Raw genomic sequence first — 21,106 nt, 5'->3', positions numbered from 1 at the left:
CTCATCTTCCATCAGCCCTGCGACCGCACTTCACGAAGCGCGAGCCATGGTAACAGCCCTCTGACAGCCAGGTAACTGAGCAGTGCCAGCAGCAGAGCGCAGATCAGCATCTCGGTCGGGGCAAAGCCAAGTTGGCCCAGCAGCCAGATATAGAGGCCGGAGAGGCTGATCTGCATGATGCAGAGCACCGCGCTAGCGAACGCCACATTGTGCTGGCAACCATCGAGCGCCTCCCCCATCGCCACCCCGAACCCACAGGAGAAGCCGACACAGACCAGCGCAAACCCCGGCAGCAGCAGATGGATATCGCCCCCCGCCTGCCAGCTGCCGATCAGTGAGCACGCCGCCAGCAGATAGGAGAGATGAGCCACCGCCAGCACCTTCTGTTTGCCCAAACGTCGCAACAGCAGGGGCGTCAGGAAAGAGGTGGACATACTCACGCCGGCCATCACCATCATCACGATGGAGTACTGCTCGGTGGTGAAGCCAAACTCCTTCATCAGGATCAGCGGCGAGACGCTGACATAGACCAGAATGGCGGTCACGCTGGCACTGGTCAGCAGGGATAGCAGCATAAAGCGCGGCGAGCGCAGCAGGGCAAAGGGCAGCGCAGCGCCACTCCCCGGTTGCCGGGCCGGACGGGTCTCCTTGAGCAGAAGCAAGTTCACCAGACCGCTAACGGCCGCCACCAGCGCCATCGCCACGAAGATCCCGCGCCAATCAAAATGTGACAGGATGAGGTAACCGAGCACCGGCGCCAGCACCGGGATCACGCAGATCACCCCGTTGATCATCGAGAGCGCCATCGCCAGCCGCTCCTGACACAGCACGTCCCGCAGCACGGTAAAGGTCATGATATAGAGCGCCCCCGCCCCGACTCCCTGCCAGAAACGGCCGAAATAGAACTGGCTGATCCCCTCCGCATTGCCTGCTACCAGCGAGGCAAGGACAAAAATCAGCGCGCCACCGAGCACCACCCAGCGCCGCCCGAAGCGATCGGCAATCATCCCGCCCAACAGCACGGTCGCCGCCATGCCAAACAGATAAATGGAGAAGGCGGTATGGATCTGCGCCTCGCTCGCCTGCAGGGCATCGGCAATCTTGGGCACGGCGACCAGATAGAGATCGATCCCGACCGGATAGAGGATGATCATCAGAAAAGTGCACAACAGGAATACAGGCATGGATGCTCCATAGCTGATTGACCCGCCAGCTCCCGCCAGATGGCAGCAACAGGCGAAGAGTAGGCAGGGCCAAGGTGGTGACAAAGGTAGCAACACAGTGCGTCGCAATGGGGGCAACTATATGGGCGCCCAGCGCCCTCACCTAGTGAAGAGATGGCGATCGGTACATTCCAATCAGGAAATATTGTATTGAGTTACGTGCCTGGACGGCCATATTGAATCGAGCAGACTCACTAATAAACCGCGTCACCTCCCGCTCATTGCCATCCCTGCGCTGCACTTTTACCGCCCGTCTGTTATCCGCCTTCGCCCTTGCGGGCGTATAAGCTGTAGGTGCGACGCAATACAGGGAATGTGTATGAAGGTAATGAAAAGAGAAGAGCAGATTGCCGGGCTGCTGGCGGCACTGGAGCAAGTCATTCTGGGCAAGCCGCTGCAACTGAAAATCGCGCTGGTGACCCTGCTGGCGCGCGGTCATCTGCTGATCGAGGATCTGCCCGGTATGGGCAAGACCACCCTGGCCCACGCGCTGGCACAGGTGCTGGGGCTTGCATGCAGGCGGATGCAGTTCACCGCCGATCTGCTCCCCGCCGACCTGCTGGGGCTTCAGATTTTTGACCCCCAGCAGCAAACATTTCGCTTTCACCCCGGCCCCATCTTCACCCAGGTGCTGCTGGCGGACGAGATCAACCGTGCCAGCCCCAAGGTGCAGAGCGCCCTGCTGGAGGCGATGGCCGAGGGCAAGGTGAGCATTGAGGGGAATACGCACCCACTCCCCGATCCATTTTTCGTCATCGCCACTCAGAATCCGGCGGATCAGGCGGGCACCTATCCGCTGCCGGAGTCCCAACTCGACCGCTTCGCCGTGCGACTCTCGCTGGGTTTTCCACCACGAGAGGCGGAGCGCCAGCTACTGCGGGGCCACCAGCCGAGCGGCCCGTTGCCCGCCATGCTGGATGCTGCCGGACTCACCACCTTGCAAAGCGAAGGGGATGCTATCCATGTTTCCGATGCCACCCTCGACTACCTGCTGGCACTGGTGCACCAGAGCCGCTTTGATGGGGAGTTGCCGCAGCCCCTCTCCCCCCGGGCAGCCCAGACCTTGCTGGCGGTGAGCCGGGCCTGGGCGCTGGTGGCGGGGCGGCGCTTTGTCACGGTGGAGGATGTGCAGGCAGTCTTCCCCTATGTGGCCGAGCATCGGCTGCGGGGCAGCTTTGGCGTACAGCACGGCGAAGCCTGTCCCCTGAGCCAGCGATTGCTGGCCAGGGTCGATCCGGACAATCCCTGATGAGCAAATTGCTAAACCGTTGGCAGCAGTGGCGAGCCCGCTGGCAGCGACGCTGGCTCGACCGCCGCATTCCCCCGGCCCGCCAGATCACGCTGGGTACCCGCAGCCTCTTTATCCTCCCCACCCGCATGGGGCTGCTCTATCTGCTGGTGCTGCTCACCATCTATCTGCTAGGCACCAACTACCAGAACAATCTGGTACTGCTGGTGGCCTACTGCCTCGGCAGCCTGTTTATGGCAGCCATGTGGCTCACCCACCGCAACCTGCTGGGGCTGGAGCTGCTGGGTGGGCCGCTGGTGCTGGGGGAAGCGGGTAGCCAGCTTCCTATCCGTATCTTGGTGCAGAGCCCGCGCCCGATACAGGCACTCAGCTTTAGCCTCAACGAAGGCATCCTCTGGCTGGCACAGGCCGACGCTGTGTCCCGCACTGTTATCCTGCCGGTATCGGGCTCTCGCCGCGGGCCACTGCCCCTTGGCCGATTGCAGGTCGAGAGCCGCTACCCCCTCGGTCTGTTTCGCTGCTGGTCCCTGCTGGACTTGCAACTGGAGGGCTGGCTCGCCCCCAAACCGATGTTCGGGGCGCTAAGAGGGGAACATGCGACCGAAAGCGAAGGACATCAGGGCCAGCCCGCTCCGGCCACTCTCGGTGACTTTGATACCCTACGGACACATCAGGCCGGTGAACCACTGAGCCGGGTCGCCTGGAAGCAGCTTGCCCAGGGGCGCGGCTTGCTGACCAAACAGTTCCATGAACCACAGCAGGATGACAGCCACCTCACCTTACAGCGGGTCGCGGGTGGGGATCTGGAGCAGCGGCTGGCAGTGCTGGCCTGGTGGTGCGCAGATTACGGCAAGCGGGGCATCCCCTTTACCCTGACACTGACAAACCAGACGCTGGGACCCGATAGCGGCGCCGCCTTTGTGCAGCGCTGCCTGCTGGCACTGGCCCAATTCGATGCAACACCACCGAAGAGCACGCCCGATGCTGCTCGATAACCGCCGCCTGTTACCACTCATCGCCCTGCAACAGCTGCTGCTGGTCGCGGCGCTCTGGCCACAGTTGCAGCTCTGGGTGATGGCAGTAGGCGCCATGACCCTCGGCGTCCGGGCCATGATGCTGTGGCGCGGCTGGCCGCCCCTGCCTGCCCGCAGGTTGGCGCTGCTGGCCATCACCACTGTGCTGTTGCTGGGACTACAGTGGCGTGGCTTGGGCACCCTGCCCGCCCTGATCAATCTGCTCTGGCTCGGCTATAGCCTCAAGATGATCGAGGTACGGCGCGAGCGGGATATCGAGCTGGTGCTTCTGCTCGCCTTCTTTCTTATCGCGCTGGCGCTGGTGCAGCGACAGAACATCGGCTGGACGGCCGGAATGACAGTAGCGCTCTGGCTGGCAGTGACCGCGCTGGTGGCCGCCGTCGCCCCCGAACAGAAAAGGCCATGGCGCAGTGCGGGCGGTGCCCTGCTGCTGGCGCTTCCCCTGCTTATCACTCTATTTATGCTGCTGCCAAAGCTCCCGCCCCTCTGGCAGATGCCCACCACCAGCCGCGCCCTGTCGGGGCTCTCGGAAGAGCTGGCCCCCGGCGATATCAGCGAACTGGTCAACTCCTCGGAACTGGCGTTTCGGGTCACTTTTGCCGATGGCCCGCCCCCTGTCCGCGAGCGCTATTTTCCGGTGATGCGCCAAGAAGTTTTCGATGGTCAGCGCTGGTTGCTGAGCCCCAAGGTCAAAGCATGGCAGCAGACAGTGCCGGTGCAGACCGGGCTGACCCTTCTGGCACCCTCTTCACAGGCCAACACTCAACTGGCAGATAGTCCGTTGCCCGCCGGGAGCTACGAGGTGATCGCCGAGCCCCAGCGCCACCGCTGGGCCTTTGCCCTGAGTGAACCGCGCCTGCTGGCGGGTCCGGTGCTGCTTACCCCTCTCGACACCCTCTATCGTCAGGGAAGCGGCGAGGTGGCGATCCGCTATCGCATTGGCAGTGGCGAAGCGCTGCCCGAGGATGACCACCAAGCCGCCCAGCGCAACCTGCAACTGCCAGCCGGAGGCAACCCGAGAGCGCGCGCCCATGGCCAAGGGCTGGCTGTGCGCTATCCAGAACGCGCAAAGCTGGTCGCCGCCCTGCTCGCGCAGTTTCGCAGCCAATCCTATTACTACACCCTGACCCCGCCACGACTTGACCGTGACAGGGTGGATGAGTTCCTGTTCGATACCAAGCAGGGCTTTTGCGGCCACTACGCCATGGCGACCGCTTTCGTGCTGCGCGCTGCCGGTATTCCGACACGGCTGGTCACCGGTTATCTCGGCGGCGAGTGGAATCCCAGAGGCAACTATCTGGCGGTACACCAGTTCGATGCTCACGCCTGGGTGGAGTATCTCGATGAAGGGGGAAAGTGGCGGCGAATCGACCCCACGGCTGTAGTGGCGCCGGAGCGTATTGAAGGCGGCGTGAGGGAAGCGCTGAGCGACGAGTTTACCGCTGCCGACCCCCTCGCTTTGCAGCGTTATCGCAACTGGGCTCTGCTCAATCAACTGCGCTGGTGGGGCAACAATATCGACTACCAGTGGAGTCGCTGGGTGATTGGTTACGATGCGGGCCAGCTCTGGCAGCAAATTGGCCTGCGCTGGCCTGCACTGGCGGGACACACTCCCTGGTTGATCCTCGCCAGCCTGATGCTGGTCGCCCTGCTGGTGAGCCTGCCCCTGCTGTTGCCCGCCCGCCTGCCGCCAGAGCGGCGCATCTGGCAGCCCCTGCTCAAACGGGGTAAACGCAGCGGCTATCCCCCAGAGCCCGCCGAGAGCATGGGGGCATGGTGCGAGCGGCTGGCACGGCTGCGTCCCGACCTTGCCCACTCCCTGCTAAAGAGTGCGTGGCTCTATCGACTCTGGCGTTATGCCCCCCTCAGCGACCGGCAACAAGGGCGCTGCGGGCGCCAGTTACGACGGCGTGTCAGACAGCTCGCCCAGCGCTGGGATCAACAGCCAACGAGTGCGCCATAAAAGAAGGGGGGAGCCACCGGCTCCCCCCTTCAGGTTTTAATCAAGAGGTTTGACTCACCGCTTGTTATTTTTTGGTCGGATTGTCCCAGATCCCCTCTTCCAGCTGGGAGCGGATCTCGGGGTATTTGTTGGCATCGAAGGTGGGCACCTTGCCCAGCCGGAGCTGGTCGTTGTAATCCTTGGCCAGCTTGATGGCGACGCTGGAGAGCAGCAGGATCGCCACCAGGTTGACGATGGCCATCAGACCCATGGAGACATCCGCCATCGCCCACACGATCGGCAACTCACCCACGGCACCGAACATCACCATCCCCAGCACGAACACCCGGAACAGCATCAGGCCACCCTTGTGGTTGTGCTCGAGGAACACCAGATTGGTCTCGGCATAGGAGTAGTTCGCCACGATAGAGGTGAAGGCGAAGAAGAAGATGGCCGCCGCAATGAAGATGTTGCCACCGCTGCCAATCTGGGAGGAGAGCGCCCGCTGGGTCAGCTCGACACCGGTCACGCCGGATCCCGGCTCAAACTGACCGGACATCAGGATGATGGCGGCGGTACAGCTGCAGATGACGATGGTGTCCATAAAGACCCCCAGCATCTGCACATAACCCTGGGAGGCCGGGTGCGGCGGATAGGGAGTGGCAGTCGCCGCAGCGTTGGGCGCAGAGCCCATCCCCGCTTCGTTAGAGAAGAGACCGCGCTTGATACCGTTGATCATCGCCTGGGAGATGGCATAACCGAGCGCACCCGAGCCTGCCTGCTCAATCCCGAAGGCGGACTTGATGATCAGCATGAAGACATGGGGCAACTCGGTGATGTTCATCGCCACGATCAGCAGCGCCAGCAGGATGTAGGCCAGTGCCATAAAGGGCACCACCAGCTCGGCAAAACGGGCTATGCCACGAATGCCGCCGAAGATAATCAGGCCGGAGAGCGCCACCAGCGCCAGACCGCTGACCCAGTCAGGAATGCCAAACGCCACCTTCATCGCCAAACTGATGGAGTTGGCCTGCACCGCGTTGAACACCAGACCAAACGCCAGGATCAGACAGAGCGAGAAGACCACCCCCATCCAGCGCATGCCAAGGCCTTTCTCCATGTAGTAGGCCGGGCCACCACGGTAGTTGCCATCCTCATCCTTGACCTTGTAGAGCTGGGCCAGGGTGCTTTCGACGAAGGCGGTCGCCATGCCGATAAAGGCAATCAGCCACATCCAGAAGATGGCGCCGGGGCCACCCAGATAGATGGCGACAGCCACACCGGCCAGGTTGCCGGTGCCGACACGGGCGGCAAGGCTGGTACAGAGGGCCTGGAAGGAGGAGATGCCCGCGTTGTCCGATTTACGGCTGTTTTTCAGCACGGAAAACATGTGGCCAAAGTGACGGATCTGGATAAAACCCAGGCGGAAGGTGAAAAAGATACCGACCCCGATGAGCAGGTAGATGAGCACGGCTCCCCACATCAGGTCGTTTAGCATCGCAATCAAGGTGTCCATAATTCTCTCGTTGTTATTCACATCCATGGCCAGTCTGCGCTGACCGTTTTCTGTCTGTCGTTTAATTAGCGTTTCGCTAAAGGGGCGGAATCTAGCACAGCGGGAGAGCCCGGAATAGTGATCCCGGTCACGCGAGACACAAAAAACGAACGGTAAAAGCCCATAAAGCTCCATTTAAATCGCAAACTTTCAACAAACTCAATAATTCAATCAGACAGGCCACCATTAAGCCCCATAAGAGAACCATTTTGATATATCCCTGATGAGCTATCCGAAAACGCAAACGCTTGCATGAAATGGTTTTCAAACGGCGATATTTCGCCAAACGTTTTCGCTGTAATTAAATTTCAAGTACGTAGCGAGATAATTTATGTGATCGACGACACAAATATGGATATTGGCTAAAAAAGTTCAACTGAAAGCAAACCGGAGCGAGGTCGGGAGGAAATGTAAAAAACCTTACTAATCATATAGTTTCAAGCCATAAAACGGGATAACTCAACAGCCTGAATGTTTAACAACCAAGCGCCCCTATTGCAGGATGCACTACATCAGTATTAATTAGGCAGGCAATGACGATGGGCCGCCCCCATCGCGCTTTTCTGAGCCTGAGGCACCAAGATCCTGTAATTTTATTTCAGAACCACCGTCTCAAGCCCGCAACCCAGGGATTACTCCCTCATTAAGAGATGATATTCGCTATGGCCGATAAATTAACCCAGCTGAAAGCCCTGACCACTGTTGTTGCCGACACCGGTGATATCGAAGCCATCAAACGCTATCAGCCCATCGATGCCACCACCAACCCCTCTCTGGTTCTGAAGGCCTCCGAGATCCCCGAGTACGCTCCGCTGATCGAAGACGCCATCAAGTGGGCCAAAGCCCAGAGCCAGGACAAGGCACAGCAAATCATCGACGCGGGCGACAAGCTGGCCGTCAACATCGGTCTGGAAGTGCTGAAGATCGTTCCTGGCCGCATCTCTACCGAAGTGGATGCCCGCCTCTCCTTCGATACCGAAGCCAGCATCGCCAAGGCCCGCAAGCTGATCCGTCTCTACAACGAAGCGGGTATCAGCAACGACCGCATTCTGATCAAGCTGGCCTCCACCTGGGAAGGGATCCGTGCCGCCGAGGTTCTGGAGAAAGAGGGTATCCAGTGCAACCTGACCCTGCTGTTCTCCTTCGCCCAAGCCCGTGCCTGTGCCGAAGCCGGTGCCTTCCTGATCTCCCCGTTCGTGGGTCGTATCCTCGACTGGTACAAGGCCAAAAATGGCCGTGATTACACCGCCAGCGAAGATCCGGGCGTGGTCTCCGTCACCTCCATCTACAACTACTACAAGCAGCACGACTACCCGACTGTCGTGATGGGCGCCAGCTTCCGCAACACCGGCGAGATCCTGGAACTGGCCGGTTGCGACCGCCTGACCATTGGCCCGGCCCTGCTGGAAGAGCTGAGCAAGACCGAAGGCGCCGTGGTACGCAAACTGGACTACACCGGTGAGCGCAAGGCCAAACCGACTCCGATGACCGAAGCCGAATTTCGCTGGGAACTGAACCAAGACGCCATGGCTCACGAGAAGCTGGGCGAAGGCATCCGCATGTTTGCCATCGACCAGGGCAAGCTGGAAACCATGCTGGCAAGCCGCCTGTAATCGGTTCTTTTTTCTGATAAAAACCGGGCCCCCACCAAGGGGCCCGGTTTTTTTTCATGGGCTTTTTTAGCGTTGTCATAGAGTCGTCACGAAAACGTTTTAATTTCAGATTCGTTATGTTATACGGGTGGTGAAAACGATAAAAACCAAGGAGGGAGCCATGGAAATGTTCAACTTCGATTATGACGAGGTGGTTGAACTCGGTTCGCGTAGCCGCGGGACAACGGGAAAAAAACGTAAATGGCGTGAAATCGAGGCGTTGAAAGACAAACATCGCCTGCAGAAGGAGCTGCAATCCATCGATATCGCCTATGAAGGTCTTACAGACGAGATTGAACTGTAATACCGCCAGACACCTGTAAAAGCGCTCCGCACAGCCGGGGCGCTTTTTTATGCCGCAATCGGATGATCAAGCGGCTTGTCGTGCCATCGCCAGCGATGCCACAGGATGCAGCGGGCAGGCGACAGACAACGGGTTGCCACAGTCCCTGACAGCCCTCACCAACGGCATGGCATACCGACCATGCACCTCACCCGCGAAGACTGAACTGCGCCGTTTCAGGGCGCATTGGGGCAATCACCGCAAGACATGTCATCAGCAATAAAAAGCCCCCGTCGATGACGGGGGCCTGAATACTCGGGGCTGTCGGCTGCGCTTAGCAGTAGCCGTAGCCCAGCAGACGCTGGTAGCGCTGCTCCAGCAGTTGCTCGGTATCGAGCGGACGCAGGGCGTCCAGATCCTGCTTGATGCGAGCCTTGAGGTTTTTGGCCATCTTCTCCACATCGCGGTGGGCACCGCCGAGGGGCTCGTCGATCACGTGGTCGATCAGCTTGAGCTCTTTCAGACGCTGGGCAGTGATCCCCATCGCTTCGGCAGCTACGGAGGCCTTGTCAGCGCTCTTCCACAGGATGGAGGCACACCCTTCCGGCGAGATGACGGAGTAGGTGGAGTACTGCAGCATGTTGACGCGATCCCCCACGCCGATAGCCAGCGCACCACCGGAGCCGCCTTCACCGATCACGGTGCAGACCACCGGCACGGTCAGACCGGCCATCACTTTCAGGTTGCGGGCAATCGCCTCGGACTGGCCACGCTCTTCGGCACCGACGCCTGGGTAAGCGCCCGGGGTGTCGATAAAGGTGATGATCGGCATCTTGAAGCGCTCGGCCATCTCCATCAGACGCAGGGCCTTGCGGTATCCTTCCGGACGCGGCATGCCGAAGTTGCGCTTGATTTTCTCTTTGGTCTCGCGACCCTTCTGGTGACCAATCACCATCACCGGCTCACCGTCGAGACGGGCGATGCCGCCGACGATAGCCTTGTCATCGGCATAGGCGCGATCGCCAGCCAACTCGTCGAAATCGGTGAAGATATGCTCGATATAGTCAAAGGTGTAGGGGCGCTGGGGATGACGCGCCATCTGGGATACCTGCCAGGCACCCAGATCACCGAAGATCTTCTTGGTCAGCTCTTCGTTTTTCTTCTCCAGCCGGCGGATCTCGTCTTTCAGATCCACGGCGTGATTGCCTTCACTCACATGTTTGAGTTCATCAATCTGCGCCTGCAACTCGGCAATCGGCTGTTCAAAATCCAGAAAAAGACTCATAGGGCCTTAGAACCTCTAATCAAAAACCAATTCAACCCGCTCTCGTCCAAGCAGGACTCGCAAGTCATCTATCAGTTGATCGGTGGGCGTCACCCGCCACTCGGTACCGAGCGTCAATCGCACCCGGGAGCCGGGGCGACGATAGTTTACCTGAACCGGACACACTCCGGCACGGGCGGGCTCCAAAATCTCGCACAAACGCGGGAAAAAGCGATCATCAATCCGCTGTTCATCGAGGGAGATGCGGATTGCTCTGGCAAAACGCTCCCTCGCATCATTGATATCCAGTAATTCTCGAGCCGACATTTTAAGGCCACCGGAGAAGTCATCAAAGCTGACCTGTCCAGAAACAACCAAAATGCGGTCTTTTTGCATCAATTCTTCATATTTTTCCAGCGCTTCACTGAATAGGGTCACATCAAGGCGACCGGAACGGTCGTCCAGAGTGAAGATCCCCATCTTGTTGCCACGCTTGGTCACCATGCTGCGAGCCGCGATCACTAGCCCCGCCGCCGTGGTCACGGTATCGCGGGAGGTGGGATGCAGGTCGCACAGGCGACCCGAGGTATAACGACGCAATTCGCTGCTGTACTGGTTGATGGGGTGGCCGGTGAGATAGAGCCCGAGAGTCTCGCGCTCCCCTTCCAGCCACACCTTGTCAGGCCAGTGCGGCACGTTGGCAAACGCCTTCTTGACGTCGTCAATCTCTTCGGTGAGCACGCCGAACATGTCGACCTGCCCCACTGCCTGCGCCTTGGCGTGCTGCTCGGCGGCCCGCATCGCCTCCTCCAGGGTCGCCATCAGGGCGGCACGGTGGGGGCCGAGCCGATCCATGGCGCCGGAGAGGATCAGCTTCTCCATCACCCGCTTGTTGAGCTTCTTGATATCGACCCGGTTGCAGAAGTCGAACAGATCGCGGAACGGGCCGTCCTGATCCCGGGCGCTCAAGATTGCATCGATGGGGCCTTCACCCACCCCTTTCACCGCCCCGATCCCGTAGACGATATGGCCATCTTCGTTGACCGAGAAGCGATAGCGGCCGGTGTTCACATCCGGCGGGATCACGGTGAGCCCCATCCGCTGACACTCGTCCACCAGGGTCACGATCTTGTCGGTGTTGTCCATATCGGCGGTCATCACCGCCGCCATAAACTCGGCCGGGAAGTGGGTTTTGAGCCAGAGGGTCTGGTAGGAGACCAGCGCATAGGCAGCGGAGTGGGATTTGTTGAAGCCGTAGCCCGCAAACTTCTCCACCAGATCGAAGATCTTCATCGCCAATTCGCCGTCGATGCCATTCTTGACGGCCCCCTCCTCGAAACCGGCCCGCTGCTTGGCCATCTCCTCGGGCTTTTTCTTACCCATCGCCCGGCGCAGCATATCCGCACCACCCAGCGTATAACCCGCCAGGGTCTGGGCGATCTGCATCACCTGCTCCTGATAGAGGATGATACCGTAGGTCGGTTCCAGAATCGGTTTCAGGCTCTCGTGCTGCCACTTCTCGTCCGGATAGGAGATCGCTTCATTACCGTGTTTGCGGTCGATGAAGTTATCCACCATGCCTGACTGGAGCGGGCCCGGTCGGAACAGGGCCACCAGTGCGATCATGTCTTCGAAGCAGTCGGGGCGCAGCCGCTTGATGAGATCCTTCATGCCGCGGGATTCGAGCTGGAATACCGCCGTGGTCTCGTAGCGCTGCAGCAGGTCGAACGACTTCTTGTCATCGATGGGGATGGCGGCGATATCCACCGGCGGCTTGCCCTCTTTGGCAAGACGCGGGTTGATCATGCCGAGCGCCCAGTCGATGATGGTGAGGGTGCGCAGACCCAGGAAGTCGAACTTCACCAGACCGGCGTATTCCACGTCGTTCTTGTCAAACTGGGTGACCGGGTGATGGCCCTCATCATCGCAGTAGAGCGGCGCAAAGTCGGTGATCTTGGTGGGTGCGATCACCACGCCACCTGCGTGTTTACCGGCGTTGCGCACCACCCCTTCCAGGCGGCGGGCCATATCGATGAGGTCTTTGACCTCCTCATCCTGCTCGTAGAGCTCGGGCAGCTTGGGCTCGGCCTCGAATGCCTTGGCCAGCGTCATGCCCGGATCCGGCGGGATCAGCTTGGAGATGCGATCTACAAAGCCGTAAGCGTGGCCCAGCACCCGGCCTACGTCCCGCACCACCGCCTTGGCCGCCATGCTGCCGAAGGTGATGATCTGGGAGACCGCATCCCGGCCGTACATGTCGGAGACGTGCTCGATCACCTCATCGCGTCGGTCCATGCAGAAGTCGACATCGAAGTCGGGCATGGATACCCGCTCGGGGTTCAGGAAACGTTCGAACAGCAGGTCAAATTCCAGCGGATCCAGATCGGTGATCTTGAGGGCGTAGGCCACCAGAGAGCCTGCCCCCGACCCCCGGCCCGGACCAACGGGGATGCCGTTGTCCTTGGACCACTGGATAAACTCCATCACGATGAGGAAGTAACCCGGGAAGCCCATCTGGTTGATCACTTTCAGCTCGACATCGAGACGCTCGTCATACTCAGGACGGCGCTCGGCCCGCACCGCCGGATCCGGGAACAGAAACTCGAGACGCTCCTCCAGACCCTCTTTCGACTTGGCCACCAGAAAATCTTCGGTAGTCATGTCACCGGTCGGGAAGTTGGGCAGGAAGTACTCGCCGAGACGCACCGTCACGTTGCAGCGCTTGGCGATCTCCACCGTGTTTTCCAGCGCTTCGGGAATGTCGGCAAACAGCTCCGCCATCTCCTCCTGACTACGCAGGTACTGCTGGGGGCTGTAGCGACGGGGGCGGCGTTTGTCCATCAGGGTATAGCCATCGTGGATGGCAACCCGGATCTCGTGGGCATCGAAGTCATCGGCGTTGAGGAACACCACCTCGTTGGTGGCGACCACTGGCAGCTCGAACTCGGTGGCGATGGTCACCGCCATGTGCAGGTAGACCTCTTCGTCGGGTCGACCGGTACGCAGCAGTTCGAGGTAGTAGGCATCGGGGAAGTGGGTCTGATAGAAGGCGACGCACTGCTCGGTCATCTGCCGGTTGCCCTTGAGCAGGAACTTGCCCACATCCCCCTCGCGCCCGCCGGAGAGGACGATCACCCCCTTGGCATGCTCGGCGAGCCAGCTCTTGTCGATAACCGGCCGCCCCTGCACATGGCCGCGCTGGTAACCGCGGGAAATAAGCAGGGTGATGTTCTGGTAGCCGTCGTTATCCATAGCCAGCAGGGTGAGACGGAACTGCTCGTCGCCGAGCTCATCGCTCTGCACCCAGAAGTCGGCCCCGACGATGGGCTTGATCCCCTTGCCGTGGGCGGCGCCATAGAAGCGCACCAGACCGCACATGTTCATCTGATCGGTCAGCGCCAGCGCCGGCATGTTGTTGGCCGCCGCCGCCCCGACAATGGGGTTGATCTTCTGCAGGCCATCGACCATGGAGAAGTCGGAGTGGACTCGCAGGTGGATAAAACGGGGGTCAGCCATCGTCATCTCCTCTCGCTGCTCAAACTAAATGGCATGGTCTACTCGATCCCCAGTGCGCGGCGCACCGGTTTGAAGCTCTTGCGATACTCCGGCAACGGGCCACGCTCGGCCAGAATGGCGAGGTGCTCCGCAGTCGGATAACCCTTGTGACGGGCAAAACCATACTCGGGATGACGACTGTCCAACTCGGTCATCTCCGCATCGCGGGTCACCTTGGCGAGGATCGAGGCGGCGCTGATGGCGGCCACCAGGCTATCGCCCTTGACCACGGCGCGCGCTTCCATCGGCAATGCCGGACAGCGGTTGCCATCGATAAAGACCAGCTCGGGCGTCACCTTCAATCCCGCCACGGCGCGCTGCATCGCCAGCATGGTGGCATGCAGAATGTTGAGCTTGTCGATCTCCTCCGGAGTGGCGCGACCGATGGCCCAGGCGAGCGCCTTCTCTTTGATCTCGTCAAACAGCGCCAGCCGCTTCTTCTCGGAGAGCTTCTTGGAGTCGTTGAGCCCCGCGATCGGATTGGCGGGATCGAGAATGACCGCAGCGGTGACCACGTCGCCCACCAGGGGGCCACGACCCACTTCGTCCACACCGGCAACCAGCTTGTCGTCAGGAATATCGATCATCATCTTGTAGCCTTGAATCAAAACAGGCCCCGTGGGGCCTGACAGGGGTCGACTGGCGCGGCATCACCGCTCGGAAAACGGATTAACGGGCTGCGCGGCGCAATCGACGGTCCGAAATAGCGTTATCTGCCGAGCAGATCCGCCACCGCATCGGCAGCCTGCGAGTCGGCATTGCAGCGGATCAGCTGGTGCAGCTCGGTGAAGGTGTTGACCAGCGCACTGTTGTCGTGCTCGAAATACTTGCTCACCTCTTCCACCAGATTCTCCGGGGTGCACTCGTGCTGGATGAGTTCCGGTACCAGCATGCGACCGGCGAGCAGGTTGGGCAGAGAGACAAATTCGGTCTTTACCAGTCGCTGGGCCAGCCAATAGCTGAAGGGCTTGAGCTTGTAACCCACCACCATCGGCTTTTTCACCAGCATGGCTTCGAGCGCCGCGGTGCCGGAGGCCAGCATCACCACGTCGGCGGCGATCATCGCCTCGCGGCCCTGCCCTTCCAGCAGCACCATGTCAAGACCCGGCGCTACCTCGGCCTTGATGGCCATAAACTGCTCGCGCCGTTTCTGGTTGACCAGCGGCACGATGAAGCCGAGATCCGGATAGCGCACCGTCAGGTGTTTGCACGCCTCGAGAAACAGGGGGGACATAAAGCCCACTTCTGCGGTGCGGCTGCCCGGCAGCACTGCCAGCCAGCGGCGATTGGCATCGATACCGAGATTGCGACGCACGGCAGCCTGATCTGGCACCAGCGGAATATCATCCGCCATAGTGTGACCGACAAAACGGCAAGGGGCATCGAAACGGTCGTAAAAGGCTTTCTCGAACGGCAGGAAGGCGAGCACCATGTCGGTAGCGGCCTTGATCTTGTGAATGCGGTTCTGGCGCCAGGCCCACACAGAGGGGCTGACATAGTGAACCGTCTTGATACCGGCGCGGCGCAGTTTCAGCTCCACCCCGATATTGAAATCCGGTGCATCCACGCCGATGAAGATATCGGGCGGATTGGCAATAAAGTGGCGCAGCAGTTTGCGACGGACCTTGAGAATGCGCGGCAGACGGCCCAGCACCTCGGTGATCCCCATGACGGAGAGCTCTTCCATCTCGAACAGCGCCTTGACGCCGAGGGCCTGCATCCGCGGCCCGGCGATCCCTTCGAACTGCGCATCCGGGTAGCGGGCCTGCAGCTCGCGCACCAGACCGGCAGCCAGAATGTCGCCGGAGACCTCTCCGGCGACGATACCGATACGAACCGGATCAGGCACGGATGATCCCGCGCTCGTTGTCTTTGAGGAAATCCACATAGAGCTGGACGGCCGGTTCGGCTTGCGCCATCTCGATCAGCACCGGCAGCACCTCTTCGATGGTCTTGCCGGAGCGGAAGATCTCTTTGTAGGCACGCTTGACGGCAGAGATAGCCTCGGCGCTGAAACCGCGGCGACGCAGACCTTCGGAGTTGACCCCGAACGGCTTGGCGTAGTTGCCGGCGGCCATCACGTAAGGCGGCACGTCCTTGTTCAGGGCGGCGCAGCCACCGACGAAGGCGTGGGAACCGACGCGGCCGAACTGGTGAATGGCGGAGAGACCACCGAAGATCACGAAGTCACCGATCACCACGTGGCCCGCGAGGGTCGCGTTGTTGGCGAAGATGCAGTTGTCACCGATGATGCAGTCGTGGGCAACATGAACGTTGACCATGAACAGGTTGCCGCTGCCGACCTTGGTCAGGGATTGATCCTGAATGGTGCCACGGTGGAAGGTGCAGTTCTCGCGAATGACGTTGTTGTCGCCAATCTCAAGGAAGGTGCGCTCACCGGCGTACTTCTTGTCCTGGCAATCCTCACCGATGGAGGTGTGCTGGAAGATCTTGTTGCCGCGACCAATCTTGGTCGGGCCCTTGATCACCACATGGGAACCTACCCAGGTGTTGTCACCGATTTCCACCTCGGCGCCGATGACAGAAAAGGGGCCGATTTCAACCCCTTTACCGATCACGGCAGACTCATGGACGATGGCAGTATCGTGAATGATGGCAGTCTGGTCGATCACGTGTGTTAAACCTCGCGTTTGGCGCACATCAGCTCGGCGGTACAGACCACTTCACCGTCGACGGTGGCGACACCGGTGAACTTGGCAATACCGCGACGCTCTTTCAGGAACTCCACGTCGAGCACCAGTTGGTCACCGGGGCCGACCGGACGCTTGAAGCGAGCGTTGTCGATTGAGGCAAAATAGTAGAGTTCGTTGGGAGACGGCTTGCCCACCATGGTAAAGGCCAGGATACCGGTGGCCTGTGCCATCGCTTCCAGGATCAGTACGCCCGGGAACACCGGCTTGGCCGGGAAGTGCCCCTGGAAGATCGGCTCGTTGAACGAGACGTTCTTGATGGCACGCAGGGTTTTGCGCTCATCGCTGATCTCGTAGTCGTCTACACGATCCACCATCAGAAACGGATAACGGTGGGGCAGCAGATCCATGATTTCCTGGATACCCAGGCTCTTTTTTTCAGTAGTCAAAACAGTACCCTATACCAATCGTGATTATTCTTGATCCAGCTTCTTCTCAAGCTTGCTTAACCGCTTGTGCATCTCTTCGATACGCATCACCCGGGCGGCGGTCTTGCGCCACTCTTTATTGGTTTGCAGAGGGATGCCGGAAGAGTAGACACCGGGCTCGGTAATGGGTCGCATCACCATGGCCATACCGGTGACGGTGGCCTGGTCGCAGATCTCCATATGCCCGTTAAAGACGGAAGCGCCGCCAATGATACAGTATTTGCCGACCTTGAGACTACCAGCCATCACGGTAGAGCCCGCCACGGCGGTGCCGTAACCGATCTCCACGTTGTGGGCGATCTGGCATTGGTTGTCGATGATGACGTTGTCAGCGATGCGGGTATCTTCCAGCGCACCGCGGTCAATGGTGGTACAGGCACCGATCTCGACCCGGTTGCCAATGGTCACACCGCCGAGCTGGGGGATCTTGATCCACTCGCCACGTTCATTGGCATAACCGAAACCATCGGCGCCGATCACTGTGCCGGATTGAACCAGACAGTCGGTGCCCATGGTCACATTGTGATAGAGGGTAACGTTGGCCCACAGCCGGGAGCGGGCTCCCAGCCGGGTATTCTTGCCAACAAAACAGCCTGGGCCAATGCGTACATCGTCACCCAGCACGACGCCGGATTCGATCACTGCATTGGCGCCGATAGCCACTCTCTCGCCCAGTTGCACGTCAGCCGCGATAACGGCGCTCGGATGGATATCCGTGGCCGGCTGCGGGGTGGTGTCCAGCAGTTGGGCTACCCGGGCAAAGCCCACATAGGGGTCTTTGAGCACCAGGGCATTGGTGGGACAAAATGGCAGATCCGCTTCTGTAATGAGCACGGCGGTCGCCTTGCTCTGCTCCAGATAGTGCCGGTACTTTTTGTTGGACAGGAAGGTGATATCCCCCTCCCCGGCCTTTTCCAATGTCGCTACCTTGCGGATTTCCAGGGTTCCGTCGCCATGGACCTGGGCCCCCAGTTGCTGGGCCAGCTGTGCGAGAGTGAATGCCATCAATTAGTTGCTCTTGCTTACCTGAGAAATAACCTGGCCGGAGATGTCCAGCTTGCTGGCGGCATACGGGGCGGCATTGCGCTCCAGCACCAGATCGTAACCATTGCTCTTGGCGATGGAATCGATGGCAGCCTGCACCTTGGTCAGGATTTTGTTGCGCTCTTCGGACTGACGGCGACCGTTGTCCTGCTCAAAGGCTTGACGCTTCTGGTTGAACTCCATCTGCAGCTTGGCCAGCTTCTCCTGGTTCTGCTTCTTCTGCTCGGCGCTCATGAAAGCTTCATCCTTGCGGAACTTCTCGACCAGCTTCTGGCCTTCCTGTTCCAGCTTCTGCAGCTCACGCATGCGCGGCTCGAATTCACCTTTCAGCTTGGCTGCAACGGCTTCACGCTGGGGCAGCTTTTGGAAGACTTCGCCCATATCAACCACGGCGATCTTGGTCTCAGCGAAGGCAGAACCCATGCCGGCAGCCATCAGTGCAAAGCTCAAACCAGCTACTTTCAACGCTTTATTCACACTTACTCCTTGTTCCCTCATGGCGAGGGCTACCTGATTTACCCGATTATGCAAGCGGCGTTAGGACCGTCTTGTTACCTGGTGAGGCACGCATACCGCGCGTCCCATCATTGAAGACCCCCACCGCATGGGTGGGGGCGAAACTCTGCTTAGAAAGTACGACCGATGTTGAAGGAGAAGACTTCGGTGCGATCCCCTTCATATTTCTTGATCGGCTTGGCCAAGGCAAACACCAGCGGGCCCATCGGCGAGAGCCACTGCAGGGAGACACCGGCAGAGACCCGGATATTGCCCGGGTTGGAGTAGTCCTGGCTCAGATAGTTGCAATCAGAACCGGCGGCGCAAGGATATGCACCGTTGGCAAAATCGGTGCTCCAGACGGTACCTGCGTCCATAAAGACGGTGGAACGGATCTGCGGACGATAGGTCTCGGAGACGAACGGGGTCGGGAAGACCAGCTCCAGTGAGGCGACGGCCAGAGCGTTGCCACCCACCGAGGTGTCGGAACCTTCGTAGTAGCCAGTTTCACACGGCTGAGAACCCGTGCAACTGCCAGCACCAGGCTTGTTGTAGGTCTTGTAGATCGCCTTGGGACCAATGGTATTGCTCTTGAAGCCGCGTACCGTATCGAAACCACCGGCATAGTAGTTCTCGAAGAACGGCAGCATGGAGTCATCGCCATAGCCGTTACCGTAGGAGACACGCCCCTTGCCAATCATTACCCAGCTGTGATCCGCATCGAGCGGGAAGTAGTGGGCATCTTCGGCAGAGAGCTTGTAGTACTGCAGCTCCATGCCCGGTACGGTCACCTTGGCGTTGATACGTTGACGATCACCGGCGGTCGGGAACATCCCCTTGTTCAGGGTAGAGCGGGTCCAGCCAGCGGTGACATCAACGGTCACGAAATCGAGGTTGGAACCATCCTGTGAGTAAGCATTCCAGAACTGATCCATCTGTACCGACTGGCGGTTATCGTTCCACTGATCCCAGCAGTAGGTATTGCCATCAGTATCCGGATTGTCCTTCAGACACTCCTGATAGTTCTGGGCATTGAATGACGGACGGCTCAGCTTGGTGCTCTCGATACCAGTACTGAAGTCGAGACGGTTGAACTCGTTGACCGGGAAGCCGCTGGAGAGACGGAAACCGATGGTTTCATTCTCGTAATCAACGATATCGGCATCATCGGCGCGGAACTGGTTGTAGTAGACCCGACCACCCAGGCTGACACCATCCACGGTGAAATAGGGATCGTTGTAGCTCAGGTCAACGTTCTTGGAGTAGTCGTTGGTGCTGGCGTTGATGGAGACCTTTTTACCGGTACCCATAAAGTTGTCCTGGGAGATCCCCGCCTGCAGGCTCAGACCCGATTCGGTACCGTAACCGATACCGGCGTTGATGGAGCCTGCTGGCTGCTCCTTGACCTTGAAGTCGAGGTCAACCAGATCATCGTTGCCCGGCACCCGCTTGGTGTCCACTTCGACGCTCTCGAAATAACCAAGACGGTTGAGACGACTCTTGGACTGCTCGATGTTGTCGGAGGAGAGCCAGGTGCCTTCCATCTGGCGCATCTCGCGACGCAGCACCTGATCTTCGGTGGTGGCGTTACCGCTGAAGTTGATATTGCGCACATAGACACGGGGGCCCGGCTCAACGTTGACGATCAGCTCCACTTCCTTGGTTTTGTCATTGATCTGCGGGAAGGTGACCACTTTCGGATAGGCGTAGCCGTAACGGCCGAGGAACTTGGAGAGCACCTCTTCGGTATGAGTCACCTGACTGGCAGAGTAGGTGCTGCCGGCAGCGATCGGGATCAACCCCTTCATCTCGCCACCGCGGTCGATCAGGTCACCCTTGAGCTGGACACCGGAGACCTTGTACTGATCCCCTTCCTTGATGTTGAGGGTAACGTAGACGCCCTTCTTGTCGGGGGTCATGGAGACCTGGGTAGACTCCTGCTGGAAGCGGATATAGCCGCGGTCCATGTAGTAGGAGCGCAGGGTCTCGATATCACCGGCCAGTTTCTGCTTCTGATAGCGCTGGTCGGCGGTAAAGTTCCACCAGGGCACTTCGTCGCGCAGGGAGAGCTGGGCAATCAGCTTCTCTTCAGGGAAGACGCTGTTGCCGACGATGTTGATCTGCTGGATCTTGGCCGCTTCCCCTTCCACGAAGGTGAACTTGAGGTCGACCCGGTTGCGCGGCAACGGGGTGACGATGGCCTTGACCTTGGCAGAGTATTTACCCACGCCATAGTAGAAATCTTCCAGCCCCTTCTCGAGGGAGGTGAGTACGGTGCGATCCAGCGGATCGCCCACACGGATACCGGAGGACTCCAGACTCTGGGTCAGTTGCTCCTCTTTGATATCCTTGTTGCCGGCAAACTCGATGCTGGAGATGGTTGGACGCTCCTTGACCATCACCTGCAGCACCTGGCCATCACGGTAAACCTTCACATCCTCGAAGTTACCCGAGGCATAGAGCTTCTTGATGGCGCTGGCCAGAGCCACGGAGTCGACGGTATCACCGACCCGGATCGGCAGGTTCAACAGTGCGGCACCCAGGGTCACCCGTTGCAGACCTTCGACCTGGATATCTTGCACCACAAAAGAGGCAGGGGCCGCCTGGGCCAGGAAACTGGCACCCAGCAGGCAACTCAACACCAATGCTTTTTTAACAGCCATTTTGTTCT

General features: G+C 59.5%; 16 protein-coding genes. 5 read left to right on the top strand and 11 right to left on the bottom strand.

Features of this window, described 5'->3' with window-relative positions:
• Window positions 1–11: 11 nt before the first annotated feature.
• Window positions 12–1,184 (bottom strand): MFS transporter, encoded by a 1,173-nt coding sequence (locus AB5Y84_RS06310; protein WP_368176597.1) that lies wholly within the window; start codon window positions 1,182–1,184, stop codon window positions 12–14.
• Window positions 1,185–1,551: 367 nt separating this feature from the next.
• On the opposite strand from AB5Y84_RS06310, the gene AB5Y84_RS06305 reads away from it, so the two are divergent.
• From AB5Y84_RS06305 to AB5Y84_RS06295, 3 genes are read left to right on the top strand one after another with little or no spacing between them, the layout of a single operon-like run.
• Entirely contained in the window at window positions 1,552–2,472 is a 921-nt protein-coding gene (locus tag AB5Y84_RS06305) for an AAA family ATPase (RefSeq protein WP_368176603.1), read from the top strand.
• Entirely contained in the window at window positions 2,472–3,467 is a 996-nt protein-coding gene (locus AB5Y84_RS06300; protein ID WP_368176596.1) for a DUF58 domain-containing protein, read from the top strand. The genes AB5Y84_RS06305 and AB5Y84_RS06300 overlap by 1 nt, the downstream gene beginning before the upstream one ends.
• Entirely contained in the window at window positions 3,454–5,469 is a 2,016-nt protein-coding gene (locus tag AB5Y84_RS06295) for a transglutaminaseTgpA domain-containing protein (protein WP_368176595.1), read from the top strand. The genes AB5Y84_RS06300 and AB5Y84_RS06295 overlap by 14 nt, the downstream gene beginning before the upstream one ends.
• A gap of 64 nt (window positions 5,470–5,533) precedes the next feature.
• On the opposite strand, the gene AB5Y84_RS06290 is transcribed toward AB5Y84_RS06295, so the two are convergent.
• Window positions 5,534–6,964, bottom strand: a complete 1,431-nt coding sequence (locus AB5Y84_RS06290; RefSeq protein WP_368176594.1) for an alanine/glycine:cation symporter family protein — start codon at window positions 6,962–6,964, stop codon at window positions 5,534–5,536.
• 701 nt (window positions 6,965–7,665) lie between these two features.
• On the opposite strand from AB5Y84_RS06290, the gene tal reads away from it, so the two are divergent.
• A complete protein-coding gene (gene tal, locus AB5Y84_RS06285; RefSeq protein WP_005349780.1) occupies window positions 7,666–8,616 on the top strand; it encodes a transaldolase in 951 nt (316 codons plus the stop codon).
• A 160-nt stretch (window positions 8,617–8,776) separates the two neighbouring features.
• The gene (locus tag AB5Y84_RS06280) at window positions 8,777–8,959 is read left to right on the top strand and encodes a DUF3545 family protein (RefSeq protein ID WP_005338547.1); all 183 of its coding nucleotides are present in this window, start codon (window positions 8,777–8,779) and stop codon (window positions 8,957–8,959) included.
• A gap of 313 nt (window positions 8,960–9,272) precedes the next feature.
• Here AB5Y84_RS06280 and accA read toward each other — a convergent pair whose 3' ends face one another.
• From accA to bamA, 9 genes are all read right to left on the bottom strand, one after another.
• Window positions 9,273–10,223 (bottom strand): acetyl-CoA carboxylase carboxyl transferase subunit alpha, encoded by a 951-nt coding sequence (gene accA / locus AB5Y84_RS06275; RefSeq protein ID WP_005338549.1) that lies wholly within the window; start codon window positions 10,221–10,223, stop codon window positions 9,273–9,275.
• Window positions 10,224–10,238: 15 nt separating this feature from the next.
• Window positions 10,239–13,718, bottom strand: a complete 3,480-nt coding sequence (dnaE, locus tag AB5Y84_RS06270) for a DNA polymerase III subunit alpha (protein WP_368176593.1) — start codon at window positions 13,716–13,718, stop codon at window positions 10,239–10,241.
• A 38-nt stretch (window positions 13,719–13,756) separates the two neighbouring features.
• Window positions 13,757–14,347 carry a ribonuclease HII gene (rnhB, locus tag AB5Y84_RS06265; RefSeq protein ID WP_346201000.1) on the bottom strand — a complete coding sequence of 197 codons (591 nt, stop codon included), beginning with the start codon at window positions 14,345–14,347 and terminating at the stop codon, window positions 13,757–13,759.
• Between the two features lie 119 nt (window positions 14,348–14,466).
• Complete coding sequence (gene lpxB, locus AB5Y84_RS06260) at window positions 14,467–15,606, bottom strand: lipid-A-disaccharide synthase (RefSeq protein WP_279489596.1); 1,140 nt, start codon at window positions 15,604–15,606, stop codon at window positions 14,467–14,469.
• Complete coding sequence (gene lpxA, locus AB5Y84_RS06255; protein ID WP_005338557.1) at window positions 15,599–16,390, bottom strand: acyl-ACP--UDP-N-acetylglucosamine O-acyltransferase; 792 nt, start codon at window positions 16,388–16,390, stop codon at window positions 15,599–15,601. The genes lpxB and lpxA overlap by 8 nt, the downstream gene beginning before the upstream one ends.
• A gap of 5 nt (window positions 16,391–16,395) precedes the next feature.
• A complete protein-coding gene (fabZ, locus tag AB5Y84_RS06250; RefSeq protein WP_005338559.1) occupies window positions 16,396–16,857 on the bottom strand; it encodes a 3-hydroxyacyl-ACP dehydratase FabZ in 462 nt (153 codons plus the stop codon).
• 24 nt (window positions 16,858–16,881) lie between these two features.
• Complete coding sequence (gene lpxD / locus AB5Y84_RS06245) at window positions 16,882–17,901, bottom strand: UDP-3-O-(3-hydroxymyristoyl)glucosamine N-acyltransferase (RefSeq protein ID WP_005338561.1); 1,020 nt, start codon at window positions 17,899–17,901, stop codon at window positions 16,882–16,884.
• 3 nt (window positions 17,902–17,904) lie between these two features.
• On the bottom strand, window positions 17,905–18,417 hold the full coding sequence (locus AB5Y84_RS06240) for an OmpH family outer membrane protein (protein WP_005338563.1): 513 nt from the start codon (window positions 18,415–18,417) through the stop codon (window positions 17,905–17,907).
• Between the two features lie 149 nt (window positions 18,418–18,566).
• Window positions 18,567–21,098: an outer membrane protein assembly factor BamA gene (gene bamA, locus AB5Y84_RS06235; RefSeq protein WP_368176592.1), complete on the bottom strand. Its 2,532-nt coding sequence runs from the start codon at window positions 21,096–21,098 to the stop codon at window positions 18,567–18,569.
• Between the last annotated feature and the right edge of the window lie 8 nt (window positions 21,099–21,106).

The organism is Aeromonas sp. s11 (assembly GCF_040907945.1).
GTDB lineage: Bacteria > Pseudomonadota > Gammaproteobacteria > Enterobacterales > Aeromonadaceae > Aeromonas > Aeromonas veronii.
The sequence above is the reverse complement of the archived record's forward strand: the minus strand, read 5'-3'. Positions and strand labels throughout refer to the sequence as shown.

Excerpts from the sequence above, each read along its gene's own strand:
- AB5Y84_RS06300 (WP_368176596.1), top strand. The coding sequence starts at position 2,472 with ATGAGCAAATTGCTAAACCGTTGGCAGCAGTGGCGAGCCCGCTGGCAG.
- AB5Y84_RS06290 (WP_368176594.1), bottom strand. The coding sequence starts at position 6,964 with ATGGACACCTTGATTGCGATGCTAAACGACCTGATGTGGGGAGCCGTG.
- accA (WP_005338549.1), bottom strand. The coding sequence starts at position 10,223 with ATGAGTCTTTTTCTGGATTTTGAACAGCCGATTGCCGAGTTGCAGGCG.
- rnhB (WP_346201000.1), bottom strand. The coding sequence starts at position 14,347 with ATGATGATCGATATTCCTGACGACAAGCTGGTTGCCGGTGTGGACGAA.
- AB5Y84_RS06280 (WP_005338547.1), top strand. The coding sequence starts at position 8,777 with ATGGAAATGTTCAACTTCGATTATGACGAGGTGGTTGAACTCGGTTCG.
- AB5Y84_RS06295 (WP_368176595.1), top strand. The coding sequence starts at position 3,454 with ATGCTGCTCGATAACCGCCGCCTGTTACCACTCATCGCCCTGCAACAG.
- dnaE (WP_368176593.1), bottom strand. The coding sequence starts at position 13,718 with ATGGCTGACCCCCGTTTTATCCACCTGCGAGTCCACTCCGACTTCTCC.
- AB5Y84_RS06305 (WP_368176603.1), top strand. The coding sequence starts at position 1,552 with ATGAAAAGAGAAGAGCAGATTGCCGGGCTGCTGGCGGCACTGGAGCAA.
- bamA (WP_368176592.1), bottom strand. The coding sequence starts at position 21,098 with ATGGCTGTTAAAAAAGCATTGGTGTTGAGTTGCCTGCTGGGTGCCAGT.
- tal (WP_005349780.1), top strand. The coding sequence starts at position 7,666 with ATGGCCGATAAATTAACCCAGCTGAAAGCCCTGACCACTGTTGTTGCC.
- AB5Y84_RS06310 (WP_368176597.1), bottom strand. The coding sequence starts at position 1,184 with ATGCCTGTATTCCTGTTGTGCACTTTTCTGATGATCATCCTCTATCCG.
- lpxD (WP_005338561.1), bottom strand. The coding sequence starts at position 17,901 with ATGGCATTCACTCTCGCACAGCTGGCCCAGCAACTGGGGGCCCAGGTC.